Origin of the sequence: Streptosporangium sp. OZ121 (assembly GCF_051918885.1) — a bacterium.
GTDB lineage: Bacteria > Actinomycetota > Actinomycetes > Streptosporangiales > Streptosporangiaceae > Streptosporangium.
Genome location: NZ_JBPXMC010000051.1, coordinates 1 through 14919 on the forward strand (window position 1 = coordinate 1; position 14919 = coordinate 14919).

General features: G+C 68.2%; 8 protein-coding genes and 1 tRNA gene. 6 read left to right on the forward strand and 3 right to left on the reverse strand.

The window, feature by feature from the left end; translation table 11 throughout:
• Nucleotides 1-575: 575 nt before the first annotated feature.
• The gene (locus ACTOQ1_RS41600; RefSeq protein WP_440073949.1) at nucleotides 576-3461 is read right to left on the reverse strand and encodes a BTAD domain-containing putative transcriptional regulator; all 2886 of its coding nucleotides are present in this window, start codon (nucleotides 3459-3461) and stop codon (nucleotides 576-578) included.
• 576 nt (nucleotides 3462-4037) lie between these two features.
• Between ACTOQ1_RS41600 and ACTOQ1_RS41605 the strand changes: the two genes are divergently transcribed.
• From ACTOQ1_RS41605 to ACTOQ1_RS41615, 3 genes are all read left to right on the forward strand, one after another.
• A complete protein-coding gene (locus tag ACTOQ1_RS41605; RefSeq protein WP_440073950.1) occupies nucleotides 4038-7709 on the forward strand; it encodes a choice-of-anchor D domain-containing protein in 3672 nt (1223 codons plus the stop codon).
• Between the two features lie 232 nt (nucleotides 7710-7941).
• Nucleotides 7942-8766 (forward strand): hypothetical protein, encoded by an 825-nt coding sequence (locus ACTOQ1_RS41610; RefSeq protein ID WP_440073952.1) that lies wholly within the window; start codon nucleotides 7942-7944, stop codon nucleotides 8764-8766.
• Nucleotides 8767-9104: 338 nt separating this feature from the next.
• Nucleotides 9105-12365: a BTAD domain-containing putative transcriptional regulator gene (locus tag ACTOQ1_RS41615; RefSeq protein WP_440073954.1), complete on the forward strand. Its 3261-nt coding sequence runs from the start codon at nucleotides 9105-9107 to the stop codon at nucleotides 12363-12365.
• A 330-nt stretch (nucleotides 12366-12695) separates the two neighbouring features.
• On the opposite strand, the gene ACTOQ1_RS41620 is transcribed toward ACTOQ1_RS41615, so the two are convergent.
• Nucleotides 12696-12772 (reverse strand) — tRNA-Lys (locus ACTOQ1_RS41620).
• A 255-nt stretch (nucleotides 12773-13027) separates the two neighbouring features.
• Between ACTOQ1_RS41620 and ACTOQ1_RS41625 the strand changes: the two genes are divergently transcribed.
• On the forward strand, nucleotides 13028-13399 hold the full coding sequence (locus tag ACTOQ1_RS41625; protein WP_440073956.1) for a PRC-barrel domain containing protein: 372 nt from the start codon (nucleotides 13028-13030) through the stop codon (nucleotides 13397-13399).
• Between the two features lie 136 nt (nucleotides 13400-13535).
• On the opposite strand, the gene ACTOQ1_RS41630 is transcribed toward ACTOQ1_RS41625, so the two are convergent.
• On the reverse strand, nucleotides 13536-14135 hold the full coding sequence (locus ACTOQ1_RS41630; RefSeq protein WP_344742816.1) for a nucleotidyltransferase family protein: 600 nt from the start codon (nucleotides 14133-14135) through the stop codon (nucleotides 13536-13538).
• 85 nt (nucleotides 14136-14220) lie between these two features.
• On the opposite strand from ACTOQ1_RS41630, the gene ACTOQ1_RS41635 reads away from it, so the two are divergent.
• Both ACTOQ1_RS41635 and ACTOQ1_RS41640 read left to right on the forward strand, forming a co-directional pair.
• Nucleotides 14221-14712: a DUF6328 family protein gene (locus ACTOQ1_RS41635; protein ID WP_440073958.1), complete on the forward strand. Its 492-nt coding sequence runs from the start codon at nucleotides 14221-14223 to the stop codon at nucleotides 14710-14712.
• 25 nt (nucleotides 14713-14737) lie between these two features.
• Nucleotides 14738-14887: a GPGG-motif small membrane protein gene (locus ACTOQ1_RS41640; RefSeq protein ID WP_362697514.1), complete on the forward strand. Its 150-nt coding sequence runs from the start codon at nucleotides 14738-14740 to the stop codon at nucleotides 14885-14887.
• Nucleotides 14888-14919 lie beyond the last annotated feature (32 nt).

A 14919-nucleotide genomic window follows, 5' to 3' on the forward strand; every position in this document is an offset into this window, starting at 1 on the left:
CGCCGCAGATCAGCAGCAGGGTCGGCCCCGAGCCGCGGATCTCGTGGTAAAGAGTCGCGCCGGGCACCTTCAGGGTGTTCGTCTTCATGGGCCGCATGGTCGTTCCTCCTCGAAAATCGTCGTCCGTCTCGTTCCGCCGATCGCAGAGGATCGGAGCCACGGATGCGTTCTCGACATCCCTGCCCGTAAGACCTCAGGGAAAGAGTGCCTCCTCCTGTGGCGGGCCACCCCGGGTTGGCGGCACATGGGCGACCGCACCGCCACCGTCCTCCTCGCTTCCCCTCGAGGAGGACACCACGGCCTCGCCGACCTGGCCGTCATGGCGGCCGGAGCGGAAAGGCGCGTCGTAGTAGTGCAGGTCCACACTCCTGATGATGCCAGCCGGCACCGACATTTCCGGGCCCGAACACGATGTTCCCCGCGTTTCCCGCGTTCCCCGCGCACGCGCACGGTCCGAGACCGCCCGCGCCGCACTGGCCCAGCTCCTCCCGCGTTCCCCGCGCACGGTCCGAGACCGCCCGCGCCGCACTGGCCCGGCTCCTCCCGCGTTCCCCGCGCACGCGCACGGTCCGCGCTCAACCGGTCAGGACGGTCACCTTCGGCTCGGCGTTCCACCACGAGGCCCCGTGCCGGTCCAGCAGGGCCCGTACCTCGTCAGCCTCGGGCATGTTCCGGCGTACGAAGATCTCAAGCGCCTCGGTCAGGCAGGCCCCGGCCCTGCCCGGCTGACCGAGCCGGGAGAACGCCTGGCCGAGCGCGACGAGCGCCTTGCCCTGGATCCATTCGTTGCCCGCCTCCGCCATGAGGGCCAGCGAGTCCTCGGCGCAGTCGACGGCACTGTCCGGCTGCCCCATGGCGAGGTGGGTCTCGGCCATCCGCAACAGGGTCGCCCCCTCCCGGACGCGCTGCTTGAGCCTCCGGTACGCCTTCCGCGACTTCACCAGCCGGGAGAGCGCCTCCTCCGGGCGCCCGGCGTCACGCAGCACGACGGCCGACTGGTACATGATGTCGGCATCCGCCCCGCCGCCCAGCTCGCTGATGGTGCGGGTGGCCAGCTCCATCGCCTCCACCGCCTCGTCGGCCCTGCCGACCGACACGAGCGCGAGCGCCAGGTTGCCCAGTCCTGTGGTCTCGCTGCTCCGATCGCCCAGCCTGCGCCAGATCTCGATCGCCTCGGCGTACATCTCGATCGCCTCGTTCTTGGACCCGCGGTTGGCGCCGACCATGGCCAGCAGGTTGAGGCTCTGCGCGTACTGCGCCAGATCGCCCTCGGCAAGGCTGAGATCCCGCGCGGCGAGGCCGTCCTCGATCGCCGCGTCGAGGTTCCAGCGGCCCGCCAGGAACTCCCCGCGCATGCACCGCGCGTGCGCCTCGGCGCGGCGTTCCCCTCGGGCCGCCGCCGCCTCGACGAGGGCTCCCGCCGCCCGCTCGTAGCGCTCGGGGGTCTCGTCGGTCTCCAGTACGTCGGACGCCATGTCGAGCAGCCGTATCGCGTCGCAGAGGACGCTGCCCGGAGTCTGGGCGATCTGGTGCACGCCGCTGATCACCCCTTGCTCCTCGGCCTCCGCCCAGATCACCCCGGCCTCCTCGTCCGCGAAGGACGGTCCGGGGAAAGACGGCTCCGCGCCGGCCGGCCGTTCCTGGCCGGACACCGGCATGCCCGGATAGGCCAGCCGGTAGGCCGCCGTCATGCCGGCGAGGTAGTAGCCGAGCAGCCTGGCCAGCGCGGCTCGCCGGACGTCCTCGTCGTCCAGCCGCGACCGGGCGAAGATCTTGAGGAGGTCGTGGTAGCGGTAGCGGCCCGGCGAGGGCGACTCCAGCATGCTCACGTCGACCAGCGCCTCGCACACCTCCTCCGCGCCCGGCTCGTCCAGGTCGAGCACGGCCGCCGCCGAGCCCAGCGAGAAGTCGGCCGCGTCGGGCACGGCCAGCAGCCGGAACGCCGAGGCGTGCGCGGCGTCGAGCTGGTCGTAGCCGAGGGCGAACGTCGCCTCGACGGTCAGGTCGTCCACGCGCAGCTCCGCCAGGCGCCGGCGCTCGTCGGCCATCCGGTCGCGCATCCTGGCCACGCTCCAGGCGGGCCGCGCCGCCAGCCGCGAGGCCACGATCCTGATCGCCAGCGGCAGGTGCCCGCACGCCCCGATCAGGTCCGCCGCCGCCTCGCGCTCGGCGGCCACGCGCGCCTCCCCCACCACCTTGCCCAGCAGCGCCATCGCCTCGTCGTGGGGCAGCACGCCCAGATCGACCTGGCGTACGCCGGACAGCCCGACCATCTTCGCGCGGCTCGTCACCAGGACCGCGCATCCGGCGGCCCCCGGCAGCAGCGGCCGTACCTGCGCGGCGTTCGCGGCGTTGTCCAGCACGACGAGCACCCGCCGGTCCGCCAGCATGGAGCGGTACAGGGCCGCGCGCTCGCCCGGTTCCTCCGAGTCGGCGGGGACCTCCGCCCCGAGGGAGCGCAGGAACCTGCCGAGCACGGTCTCCGGTGCGAGCGGCTGCGCCCCCGAGCCCCTGAGGTTCACGAAGAGCTGGCCGTCGGGGTAGTCCGGCGCGAGCCGGTGCGCCACGTGGACGGCCAGGGTGGTCTTGCCCATGCCGCCCGCGCCCGACACGGCCGAGATCAGCAACGCCGAGGCGTTCCCCGACCTCAGGGCGTCCGCCATCTCGTCGACCTCGGATTCCCTGCCGGTGAAGTCCGCGGTGTCGGCGGGGAGTTGCCGGGGCACCTGCCTGGCGGCCGGGCTCGCCGCCCTCTTCCGGCCGAGGGCGGGGTCGGCCGTGATGATCCTCTGATAGAGCTCCGCCAGCTCGGGCGAGGGGTCGATGCCGAGATCCTCGGCGAGCAGTTTCCGAGTGTCGGTGAAGACGCCTATCGCCTCGGCCTGCCTGCCCGAGCGGTACAGCGCCAGCATCAGCAGGCCGGAGAGCCGTTCCCTGGCCGGGTGTTCCCCGCGGAGCGCGGTCAGTTCGGCGATGACCTCGGTGTGCCTGCCCTCCTCGACCTCCTGGGCGAGCCTGAGCTCCTGTACGGCGATCCGCCGCTCCCCGAGCCGGGCCCGCTGACCCTCGGCGTAGCTCCCTTCCAGCCCGGCGAGCGGCTCTCCCCGCCAGAGCGCCAGAGCCTCGCGGTACCGTCCCTCGCGGGACAGCTGCTCCATCGCGACCAGGTCGCAGATTCCGCCGGCGAGGGCGTATCCGCTGCCGATCGAGGTGATCACCTCGGCACCGAGGGCGGAGCGCAGGCGCGAGACGTACGTGCGCAACGTGCCCATGGCGGTGCGGGGACGCTCCTCGCCCCAGATGGCGTCGAGCAGGTGACCGTGGCCCACGGTCCTGCCCTCGGCCAGGAGGAGGACGGCGAGGACCAGCCGCTGCTGGGGGGAGCCGATCTCCACCTCGTCGCCGTCCCGCCAGACGCGCACCGGCCCCAGTATCGAGAACCGCAGTCCGGGATCACTCATTTGACAGCGCTGTCTTTCGCTCGTTCTCGAACAGTCCCATGGAAGCGCCGCCGTTCTCTCGCGCCGGGATGCTGGCCGACGAAACCCGGGCCGTTTCGTCCCGCTGTGCCGCTCCGTACCAGCTCACCACGAGGAAGCATCGTATGGCAGCCCGTCGACATTTGCCGACAAACCGGCGAACCTCGTAATTTTCCACATTTGTGATGTTTCACCAGTGATCGCGGCGGCCGACCACAGGGCACCACCCACCGCGACGTCGGCGGCCACACCGGCCGCCCGGATCACTCACACCGGCGGAGCACCCGAAGGACCCGGACCCGCCGGAGGGCCCGAACCGACGCCGGATGCCACTTCCACCGGCACGCAAGCGGCTTCCAGCAATACGTAAGCACTTACATGAAACTTTCCGTACAGGAATCAGCGCAACACGGTCGTTACGTTTCATGTATTAGCTGAAATCTTGCAGCAATCTGTTCGTCATTTTAAGGTGTGGATACCCCCCGGGCACCACCGGCCGGCGTCCGCGACGTTCCGGCCGCGAAGCGTCCGGCTCTTCGTAAAGTGAAGGGTCAGCCGATGAAGAAGTCCGGCAGGCTAAAGGCCTGGACCATCGCCACGATCGCGGCGCTGACGGCGGGAGGGCTGGCCTCCTTACCGGTCACCCCCGCCACGGCCGCCGCGAGGGCCGACTCCCCGTTCGACTTCCCCGGGCGCGGCGCCACCGTGCCCTTCTTCGAGATAGAGGCCGAGGACACCGCCCACTCGGGCCAGGTGATCGGCCCCGACCGGATCTACGGCCGCCTCCCCTCGGAGGCCTCGGGCCGCAGGGCGGTGACGCTCGACTCCTCGGGCGAGTACGTGGAGTTCACGCTCACCCGGCCGGCGAACGCGATGTCACTGCGCTACAGCGTGCCGGACAACGCCTCGGGAACAGGTCAGAACACCACCGCGAGCCTGCGGCTCAACGGCACGCACCTGAAGGACCTCACCCTCACCTCCAAGTACGGCTGGTACTACGGCGGCTACCCGTTCAACAACAACCCCGGCGACACCAACCCCCACCACTTCTACGACGAGACGCGGACCATGTTCGGGTCCACGCTCGCCGCGGGGGCCAAGGTCCGCGTCCAGTTCACCGGCGGCATCCCGGTCACCGTGGACCTGGCCGACTTCGAGGTCGTCGGCGCCCCCATCGGGCGCCCGGCCGGCTCGCTGTCGGTCGACGACTTCGGCGCCGTCAAGAACAACACGGGCGTCGACAACACGGCCGCCTTCCAGGCCGCGGTCAACGCCGGAAAGGCCCAGGGCAAGGAGGTGTACATCCCCGAGGGGACCTACAACCTCTACGACCACGTGGTCGTCGACGGGGTCACCCTGCGCGGGGCGGGCCCCTGGTACAGCGTGCTCGGCGGGCGTCACCCCACCCAGCGCAACCGGGCCGTCGGCGTCTACGGCAAGTACGTCCAGGGCGGCGGCTACGGCGGCGAGATCCGTCCCCACGAGGCGGGCGGCCCGAGCCGCAACGTCACGCTCAAGGACTTCGCCATCATCGGCGAGATCATGGAGCGCGAGGACAACGACCAGGTCAACGCCATGGGCGGCGCGATGACCGACTCGGTCGTGGACAACGTGTGGATGCAGCACACCAAGGTCGGTGCCTGGATGGACGGCCCGATGAACAACTTCACCATCAAGAACAGCCGCATCCTCGACCAGACCGCCGACGGCGTGAACTTCCACACCGGGGTCACCAACTCGACGGTGACCAACACGTTCCTGCGCAACACCGGTGACGACGCCCTGGCCATGTGGCCGGAGCGGGTCCCGAACGTCGGCAACAAGTTCACGTTCAACACCGTGGGCGTCACGCTGCTGGCCAACAACATCGTCACGTACGGCGGCAGGGACATCCAGATCACCGACAACGTGGTGGCCGACACGGTCAGCAACGGCGGCGGCATCCACATCGCGAACCGCTACCCGGGCGTCAACTCCGGCCAGGGCACCGCGGTCGCCGGAACCCACACCGTCGCCCGCAACACCCTGCTCCGGGCGGGCAACAACGACTTCAACTGGCACTTCGGCGTCGGAGCCCTCTGGTTCAGCGGGCTCAACGAGCCGGTCAACGCCACCATCAACGTCACCGACACCGACATCCTGGACAGCTCGTACGCCGCGATCCACATGATCGAGGGCACCACGAGCACGGTGAACTTCAACAACGTCAACATCGACGGCACCGGAACGTACATGATCCAGGCGCAGTCGGGCGCGAACATGACGTTCAACAACGTCAGTGCCGACCACATCGGCGCGGGTGTCGCCATCCACAACTGCGTCGGCGCGGCCTTCACGCCCGTCTTCGGCACCGGCAACACCGGCTGGAGCCCCAGCAGCACGACCTGCACCGGCACCTGGCCCACGCCGAACTACATCTACCCCGGTGGCGGCGGCAACACCGGCGGCCTGTCCGGCTCCCCGGGCAGCCTGTCCTTCGCCGCGCGCCAGGTCGGCACCACCAGCCCGGCGCAGGCCGTCACCATCGCGAACGGAGCCGCCACCGCGGCCCCGATCGGCTCGGTGACCGCCACCGGCGACTACGCCCAGACCAACAACTGCGGCGGCTCCCTCGCCGCGGGCGCGACCTGCACGGTGAACGTCACCTTCCGGCCGACCGCGACGGGCACCCGCACCGGCACGCTCACCGTCGCCAGCAGCGCCCAGGGCGGCCCGGTGACCGTGAGCCTCTCCGGCAGCGGCACCAACGGCGTCGCCCTGACCGCCTCCCCGGGCAGCCTGTCCTTCGGGGCGCGTCAGGTCGGCAGCACCGGCCCGGCGCAGGCCGTGACGGTCACCAACACCGGCACCGCCACGGCGACGCTCGGCACGGTCGCCACCACCGGCGACTACGCCCAGACCAGGACCTGCGGCACCACCCTCGCCGCCGGCGCCTCCTGCACCGTCAACGTCACCTTCACCCCCACCGCGACGGGCACCCGTACGGGCACCCTGAGCGTGGCGAGCAACGACCCGAACGGGCCGCTGACGGTCGGCCTGAGCGGCAGCGGCACGAGCTCGACCACCAACCTCGCGCTCGGCGCGACGATGACGGCGAGCAGCTCCAACGGCGGCTTCCCGCCGGGCAACGCCAACGACGACAGCACCTCCAGCTACTGGGAGTCGAACAACAACGCCTTCCCGCAGTGGCTGCAGGCCGACCTCGGCACCGCGCAGAGCGTCGGCTCCGTCACCCTGAAGCTGCCCCCGCCGGCCGCGTGGGCGACCAGGACGCAGACCCTGTCGGTCCAGGGCAGCACCAACGGCACCACCTGGACCACCCTGAAGGCCTCGGCCGGACACACCTTCGACCCCTCCACGGGCAACAGCGTCACGATCCCGCTGACCAGCTCGAGCGTGCGCTACATCCGGATCAACGTCACCGCCAACACCGGCTGGCCCGCGGCCCAGGTCTCGGAGTTCCAGATCTTCCCGGGTGGCGGCAACCCCACGCCGACCGTGTCGCTGGCGGCCTCCCCGGTCAGCCTGACGTTCGCCGCCAGGACGGTCGGCAGCACCAGCCCGGCCCAGGCCGTGACGGTCACCAACACCGGCACCGGGTCGGCGACGCTCGGCACGGTCTCCACCACCGGCGACTACGCCCAGACCAGGACCTGCGGCACCACCCTCGCCGCCGGCGCCTCCTGCACCGTCAACGTCACCTTCACCCCCACCGCGACGGGCACCCGTACGGGCACCCTGACCGTCGCGAGCAACGACCCGAACGGGCCGCTGACCGTGGCGCTGACCGGGACCGGCGGTTCCGCGCCCGTCACCAACCTGGCGCAGGGCAGGCCGACCACGGAGACCAGCCACGCCCAGGTGTACGGCTCGGGCAACACCGTGGACGGCAACGCGAGCACCTACTGGGAGTCGAACAACAACGCCTTCCCGCAGTCGGTCACGGTCGACCTCGGCTCCACGCAGAGCGTCGGCCGGGTCGTCCTCAAGTTGCCCCCGGCCGCCGACTGGGCCACCCGCACCCAGGCGATCGCCCTCCTGGGCAGCACCGACGGGACGAACTTCACCGGTGTCGTCGGCTCGGCGACGTACACCTTCAACCCCGCCACCGGTAACACGGCCACCATCACCTTCCCGGCCACCAGCAGGCGCCACCTGCGCCTGACCTTCACCGCCAACAGCGGCTGGCCCGCGGGCCAGCTCTCCGAGTTCGAGGTCTACGCCTCGTAGGCCGCGTGGCCCACGTGGCCTACGAGGCCTACGAGGCCTACGAGGCCTCGTGGCCGGATCGGGCACCGGATGGGGCGGAAGCGTCCCATCCGGTGCTTTTCTCGTCCCGGTTTTCGTCCCGGCTTCCCTCCCGGCGCACGCGTAGCTCCAATGCATCGGACCGTTGGTGTCAACCGAACACCCTTATCCCCCGTCTCCCCTTATGCCCCATCTGTCGTAAGCAGGAGGCGACGTGCGCGTCCGTTCGGTTCTCTCAGTCGCCGCCCTGGCCGGAGGCCTGGTCCTCCTCTGGCACCCCCTTCCCTCTTCCGCGGGGCACGGCTCGGTCGTCGCGGCCGACATCGTGGAGTACGAGTGCACCACCGACGGCGTGACGGAGAAGCAGACCATCCAGATCGACGTCGAGATGACGATGCCGGCGAACGCCACCGCGGGACAGCAGTTCACGATCGGCTGGCACGGCACCTACTCCGGCACCGGCCTGACGGCGCCCGCCGCCGGACTGCCCGCGGGCACCAAGCTGTACGCGTACGCCTCCATCGGCGACCTTCCCGGGCTGACCTCCGCCACCGGGGTGGGCACCCTCGACACGGTCGGCGCGGGCCAGACCATCCCGCTGCCGGCGACCCAGATCGCGCTCGCCACCACATCGAACAATCCGGGCACCGCGACGGTGAAACCCGCCGCCGTCAACTTCGGGACCCAGCCCAACCAGCCGTTGATCGAGTGCGAGTCGCAGAACAAGGACGCCCTGATGACCTACCCCCTCACCGTCGCCGGGGGCGGCCAGGCGACCGATCCCGTCCCGACGGACACGGCCACCGAGCCCGTCGGCCCGCCCTCGACGGACGAGGACACCGAGGCCGAGACCCCGCAGGACACGAACGGCGAGATCGACGAGACTCCGGCCGGAGCGGCCGACACCGGAGGCGGCGGCGAGAGCGGCCCCGACGGACGGGCGCTCGTGCTCACCGGCTCCCTGGTCACCTTCGGCGCCGTCTCCGGGCTGCTGTGGCGCCGTCGCGGCGCCAGGACGGCCGTGGGCCGGCGGGCCTGACGCGACCGGGTGGGGCTCCGGGACCCGGCGCGCCCCCACGGCTCCGGGTCCCGACGCGCCCCCACCCGCGTTTCCTGACGGTTCGGCCGAGGCGGGTGACCTGCGGCGGGAACTGCGCCGGCCTCGATCTTTCGTGATCTTCGTGTGGCCGGTCGAGGTGTTTGACTGAGGCGTGATTTCGCTTTCTGGTCGACGTGATGGCCCGGCTGTCGTGCGGGGATCGCCTATGAGTGATTCTTCGTCCGGCTGGTAGCGCGGTGGTAGCGCATCGGTTGACGGCGATGACGCGGCCTGACAGCCTGTGCCCACAGGTGCGGTGTCGACCAGGGGGCGGCCAGATGCTTGAGTTCGGCGTGCTGGGGCCGCTTTCTGTGCATCGTGACGGGGTTCCCATCCAGGTGAGAGCGGGGATGTTGCGCCGCGTCCTGGCTGTGCTGTTGTGCCGAGCCGGACAGTCGGTGAACGTGTCGGAACTGCTTGACGAGCTATGGGATCAGGCACCGCCGGCAACAGCCCGCAAAACGCTTCAGACGTACGTTCACCGGCTTCGTAAGGAACTCGGCGACGAGGGACTGATACGGCACGGCTCCGCGGGCTATTCGCTCGCCGTCGAGTCCTGCCAACTCGACGTGCTGCGTTTCGCGGAATTGCTCGACCAGGCCCGCGCTCTTCGGGAGCAGGACGACGCGGCCCGAGCCCGGAGTCTTTACCGTCAGGCGCTGGGTCTCTGGCGTGGCACTCCCTTCGGGGACGTGGAGGCGGGCCCGATACTGACCGACGAGGTCAGGCGCTTGGAAGACCATCGGTTGGCGGCGCAGGAGGAGCGCGTCGTCCTCGAGCTGGCTCTCGGACTGCATACCGAGGTGATACACGAACTCACCGAACTCGTCCGCGCGTATCCGTACCGGGAAAGCCTGCGAGCGCACCTCATGCTGGCGCTGTATCGCAGCGACCGTCAGGTCGAAGCGTTGGAAGCCTTCCACCTGACTCGCACTGTGCTACGCGACGAACTCGGCATCGAGCCGGGTGTTTCCCTGCGGCGCCTGTATGAGGCCATCCTTCGCTCCGATGAGCGGCTCTACCTGCCTGATGCTCCCCCGGCTCCAGGTCAAGACGGTGGCGAGCGCACCTCGCGGGAGACGCCCATCGCACCGCGACAGTTACCTGTGGACATGGCTCGTTTCACCGGCCGCAAAGACTACATACGGAAACTGGACCAGTTCCTGTCTTCGGCGTCCGAAGGTGCGGCCGGGACGGTGGTGATCTCGGCTATCGCGGGGACCCCCGGTGTCGGCAAGACGGCTCTCGCCGTGCATTGGGCACACCGGGTGGCAGACCAGTTTCCCGACGGGCAGATACACCTCAATCTCCGAGGGCACGCCCACGGAACCCCGATGCGTCCCATCGAGGCTCTCGCCCTGCTCCTGCGGGCACTGGGGATGACGGCCGAGCAGACACCCGTCGATCTCGCCGAATCCGAAGCCCGTTACCGCTCGCTCCTGGCGGATCGCCGACTGCTCATTCTCTTGGACAACGCCCGGTCCAGCGCACAGATTCGCCCCCTTCTACCCGGCGTCGGCAAGTCGTTGGTGCTCATCACCAGCCGTGATCGGCTGACCGGTCTTGTCGCCCACGACGGTGCCCACCGCCTCATCCTGAACGCCATGGCACCGCAGGAAGCCGAAGACCTGCTCGTCAGGTTCCTCGGCCGCGAGCGGGTCGAGGCGGAACCGTCACCGTGTGCCGCTTTGATCGAGGTGTGCGCTCGCCTTCCGCTCGCCCTGTGTATCGCGGCGGCTCAGCTGGCGGACCGGCCGCGGCAGACCATCGGCGAATTCGTCCAGGATCTGGTCGCCGGGGACACGCTCGCGTCGTTGACCGTGGAGGATGACGAGGAGCGTGGCGTCCGAGCCGCCTTCGATCTGTCGTACCGCGCGTTGGCCCCCGACGAGCGGCGGCTGTTTCGCCGTCTTGGGCTGGTGCCATGCGCGGACTTCGCGGCTCCCGCCGCTGCGGCGCTCGCCGACATGACCACGCAAGAGGCGTCGCGGACGCTGAACCGACTCGCGGCCGCACATCTCATCGCGGAGGAAGACCCGGGCCGGTTCTCTCTTCACGACTTGCTTCGTCAGTACGCGACCTCCCGAGCGGACATCGAAGACAGTGACGAGGATCGAGCAACGGCGATAAGCAGATTATTGGACTGGTATCAGCACAAGGTCGCCTCGGCTGACCATCTGCTCCGCGGGGGCAACACCCCACCGCTGTCCGCTCTGGCCGATCCAGTGCGAACGCAGGACTCAGACCTACATGATTACAACTCCGCATTGGCCTGGCTCAACAGTGAGCGGCACAATGTTGTAAAGGTAATCGATTATGCTGTCCATCATGGCTACAGTCATACGACACTGCTGCTGGCAGATCGGTTGCGCAGCTACTATGACCTACTTCGCCCTGATATGGTTGAGTGGCTGACCATCGCCAGGTCCGCGCTTGCGGCAGCACGATTCAGCGGAGATGTGAAGCTGCAACGAATGGCCCTGAACGGGCTGGCGCAAGTCTACTTCAATCTCAGCAAACTCTCACGAGCAATCGTCTATCTACGGCAGGCGATCGCCTTAAAAGATGATTCCGTGTCCCCGGCTCAACACGGTAACATGCTGTGCAACCTCGGCCAATTGCTTGGCGTGGTTGGCCGCCCCGACGAGGCAGTCACCGCACTACGGCAAGCGCAAGACCTTTATGCCGACCTCGGAGACGACGCGGAAAGAGCGGGAGTCCTGCTCATTCTTGCGAATCTGTACCGCGACTGCGGCCGCCTGGACGAAGCCATCGATATCGCCGAACAGGCCGTAAGACTGCACCGCGAGTTCACGGATACAGTATGGGAAACGATGTCTGTCGCCACGGTGGGAGAGATTTGTCATCTGCTTGGTCGGCTCGATGACGCCGCCACGCATCTGGGAAACGCTCTCACCGTACACCGCAGTTTGGGGAACCGAAGTAGCGAAGCGGAGACCCTGGTATCCCTTGGTCGTGTTCATCGCGATCGTGGCGACACCGATTCCGCTCGTGATCATTTCGAGGCCGCCCTTCGCCTCGCGCGGGACGTCGACCACCGCAACGTCGAGGTTCAGGCCTTGAGCGGCCTGGCCTCACTGAGCACTCATGACCGTGATGTGATGCTGGCCATCGATCTCCACCACAAGGCGCTGGAAATCGTCAACGACCTTGAGACCCCTTACCTGAAGTGTGAGACCTACTTGGGGTTGGCCGAAGCACACCACCACGGCAATCACCTCACCGAAGCGACGGATCTCGCACGACAGGCACTGGCACTGGCCGAGCACAGCCGGTTTCGCGTGCTTCAAGGTCAGGCTTTTTATCTGCTTGCCCGTTGCTGTGCCGCGAAGAGAGATGACGAGCACGCACGCGTCTATGCCCTGCGTGCCTTGGACGATCACCGTCAGAGTGGCCACCGTCTCGGCGCGGCACATGCCCATGCCCTCCTGGGCGAACTTCACGGTCGTATCGACTCCGCAGCGGGAAAGGAGCATGCCAAGGCAGCTGAGGACCTCTACGCGGAAATACTGAGGTGATCTCGGCGAGTGGTCTTCTCCGTAGGACGTCGCGGAGCCGATGGAGTCGGTTTCGATACTCCAGTGGCCGCGGATGCACATGGCCAGGTCGGTGGCAGGCCTGCCCAGCGGACAGGTCGTCAGGTCGGGTCATCGCCGTCGACCAACGCGCGACCACCGTCGTGTGGACCAGGACCGCGAAGCCAGACGGCGGCCTCCAGGCCCCCGTCCAGGTGTGGGAACCGGGCACCGGCGGCTGGGACGCAGCCCGCACCAAACCCTTGTGGGGCCCGGAAACGACTGCGGGCACTCCCGCCGCGGCGGGAGTGCCCGAGTCATCGGCCTGAACCGTGGTGCGCCGCCAGGGACTCGAACCCCGGACCCGCTGATTAAGAGTCAGCTGCTCTAACCAACTGAGCTAGCGGCGCTTGACTTCGACAAGCTTACCGGACCCGACACCATGGTCCGTACATGAGCAGATATATGCCGCCAAAGAGCACCGGACGGCGAGATTCACGTCCCGGGACGGCGGTCGAAACCCGCGGTGACCTGCTGATTCGCGTGGAAACAAAGGCGAGCGAACAGTGTTCCGCACCTGCTGACTTGGGGAAATGCCGTTTAGGGCTCCTCGCTCGGGTACGTGACCGGAGCCCGGAGTATCAAGTCAAGGGAGATGTTCAACCATGCAACCTGAGCTCTGGAACTATCGAGCCGACGTGTACGACCAGGACAGGACGCTCGACGTCGCCGGGTACCACGTCGAAGCCACCGATGGGAAGATCGGCTCCATCGACGAGGCGACGTACGAGGTCGGCGAGAGCTACCTCGTCGTCGACACGGGGCCCTGGATCTTCGGCAAGAAGGTCCTCCTGCCGGCGAGCACGGTGACGCAGATCGACCCGCAGGAGAAGAAGGTCTACGTCGCGCGCACCAAGCAGGAGATCAAGGACGCCCCCGAGTTCGACGAGGCGAACTTCAAGGAGCCCGCGTACCGCGACCGTGTCGGCGAGTACTACGGCCGCTTCCCCTTCGGCGGGGGCCCCGGAACCTTCTGACCCGGACCTTCCGGGCACGGGTCTTGTGATCCGGAATCTTCGGACCCGGGATTCCTGACCCGGCACACCGGACGAGACGACGAGAGGGGCCCCGCCGGACGGCGGGGCCCCTCCGCGTTCGCGGGACGGCCGGGTTTCACGGCCAGGTCGGGTCACCTGAGGAGTCGATGGGGCCGGGGATGACGTCAAGGCGCTGGAGAAGGATGAGAAAGGTGGAGGCATAGGGGGAGTCCTGGACGACGGCGGCGACGCGGTCCCAGTCGACCTGCTCGCGCAGGGCGCGGACCTGGGGCAGCAGGGAGCCGTAGTCGCAGCTGTGCTCGGAGAGCGGCAGCAGCCAGGAGATGACCAGGTCGGTGGCCTCCAGGACGGGCAGGATCACCGCCGAGGCCTTCATCGGCTCCGCCCGCTTCAACAGTTCGGGGGTGACCGGATGGTCGCAGATCGAGAAGATCAGATCCACCAGCCTGCCCTCGTCGAAGGCCTTGACCAGCCAGTCCTCCGGCGGCTGCCTGGACGTCTCGAATCCCAGCTTGCCCAGCGCCTCGAGCGCGAGCGGCACGTCCTCCTGGGGGAGGACGAAGTCGACGTCGTGGAGCGAGGGGGCGGCTCCGCGCGCGTAGGCCGCACAGCCTCCGGCAAGAGCGAACCTGACGTCCGCGTCCTTCAACCCGCTGCTCGCTCGCTTCAGCGTTTCCAGGATCGCGTCGGTGACCTCGTGACTGTGGCTTCCCATAGCCATCGCCGTACCCCGTAACTCCCCAGGTAGGCATGTCAAACCTTTGCTTGGGTAAACGATGCGCATGATTCAACCCGAACATGTGCAAAAGGAACATCCCGAGCCCGGAGAGACCCACAAGGAACGTGTCGACCGCGAACTCGGCGAGTTGTTACAGGGCCTGCGCGTCGCGGTCACCGGCGTGCAGGTGCTGTTCGCCTTCCTGTTCAGCCTGCCGTTCGCGACGGGCTTCAACAAAGTGGACGCCCTGGGACACTGGCTGTTCTTCATCGCCCTGCTGAGCGCGGCCGTCGCGTCCGTCTGCTTCATCACCCCCGCGGCCCAGCACCGCCTGCTGTTCAGGACCGGGCTGAAGGAGAAGATGCTGCACCGCTCCAACGCGCTCGGGATCGCGGGGCTCGCCGGGCTCACGGTCGCGATGACGAGCTCGGTCGCGCTCGTCGCGGAAACGGTCCTCAACGCCTGGCCGGCGGCGGTGTTCGCCGGGATCGTGGCCCTGCTGAGCGCCTGGCTGTGGTTCATCCAGCCGATAGTTGATCTGTACGGAACCAAGGATGATGAAGATGTTAAGTAGTGAATTGTGAGGGCAGAGGCCGGTTATGGCTACCTTGCTTTGGATCATCGCAGTCGTTCTCGTCATCTCCGGGATCTACGTCATCCTGGCCCGTCGCGATTTCCTCTGGGGAATCGTCCTCATCGTCCTCGGCTTCCTCGTCGGCCCCGGGGGTGTGAGCATCTTCAATGTGTGACGCGAGCCTCGCGCTCGCCGCACACAGACCGG

Coding starts and splice junctions, on each gene's coding strand:
- ACTOQ1_RS41600 (WP_440073949.1), bottom strand. CDS start 3,461: ATGAGTGATCCCGGACTGCGGTTCTCGATACTGGGGCCGGTGCGCGTC.
- ACTOQ1_RS41605 (WP_440073950.1), top strand. CDS start 4,038: ATGAAGAAGTCCGGCAGGCTAAAGGCCTGGACCATCGCCACGATCGCG.
- ACTOQ1_RS41615 (WP_440073954.1), top strand. CDS start 9,105: ATGCTTGAGTTCGGCGTGCTGGGGCCGCTTTCTGTGCATCGTGACGGG.
- ACTOQ1_RS41625 (WP_440073956.1), top strand. CDS start 13,028: ATGCAACCTGAGCTCTGGAACTATCGAGCCGACGTGTACGACCAGGAC.
- ACTOQ1_RS41630 (WP_344742816.1), bottom strand. CDS start 14,135: ATGGGAAGCCACAGTCACGAGGTCACCGACGCGATCCTGGAAACGCTG.
- ACTOQ1_RS41640 (WP_362697514.1), top strand. CDS start 14,738: ATGGCTACCTTGCTTTGGATCATCGCAGTCGTTCTCGTCATCTCCGGG.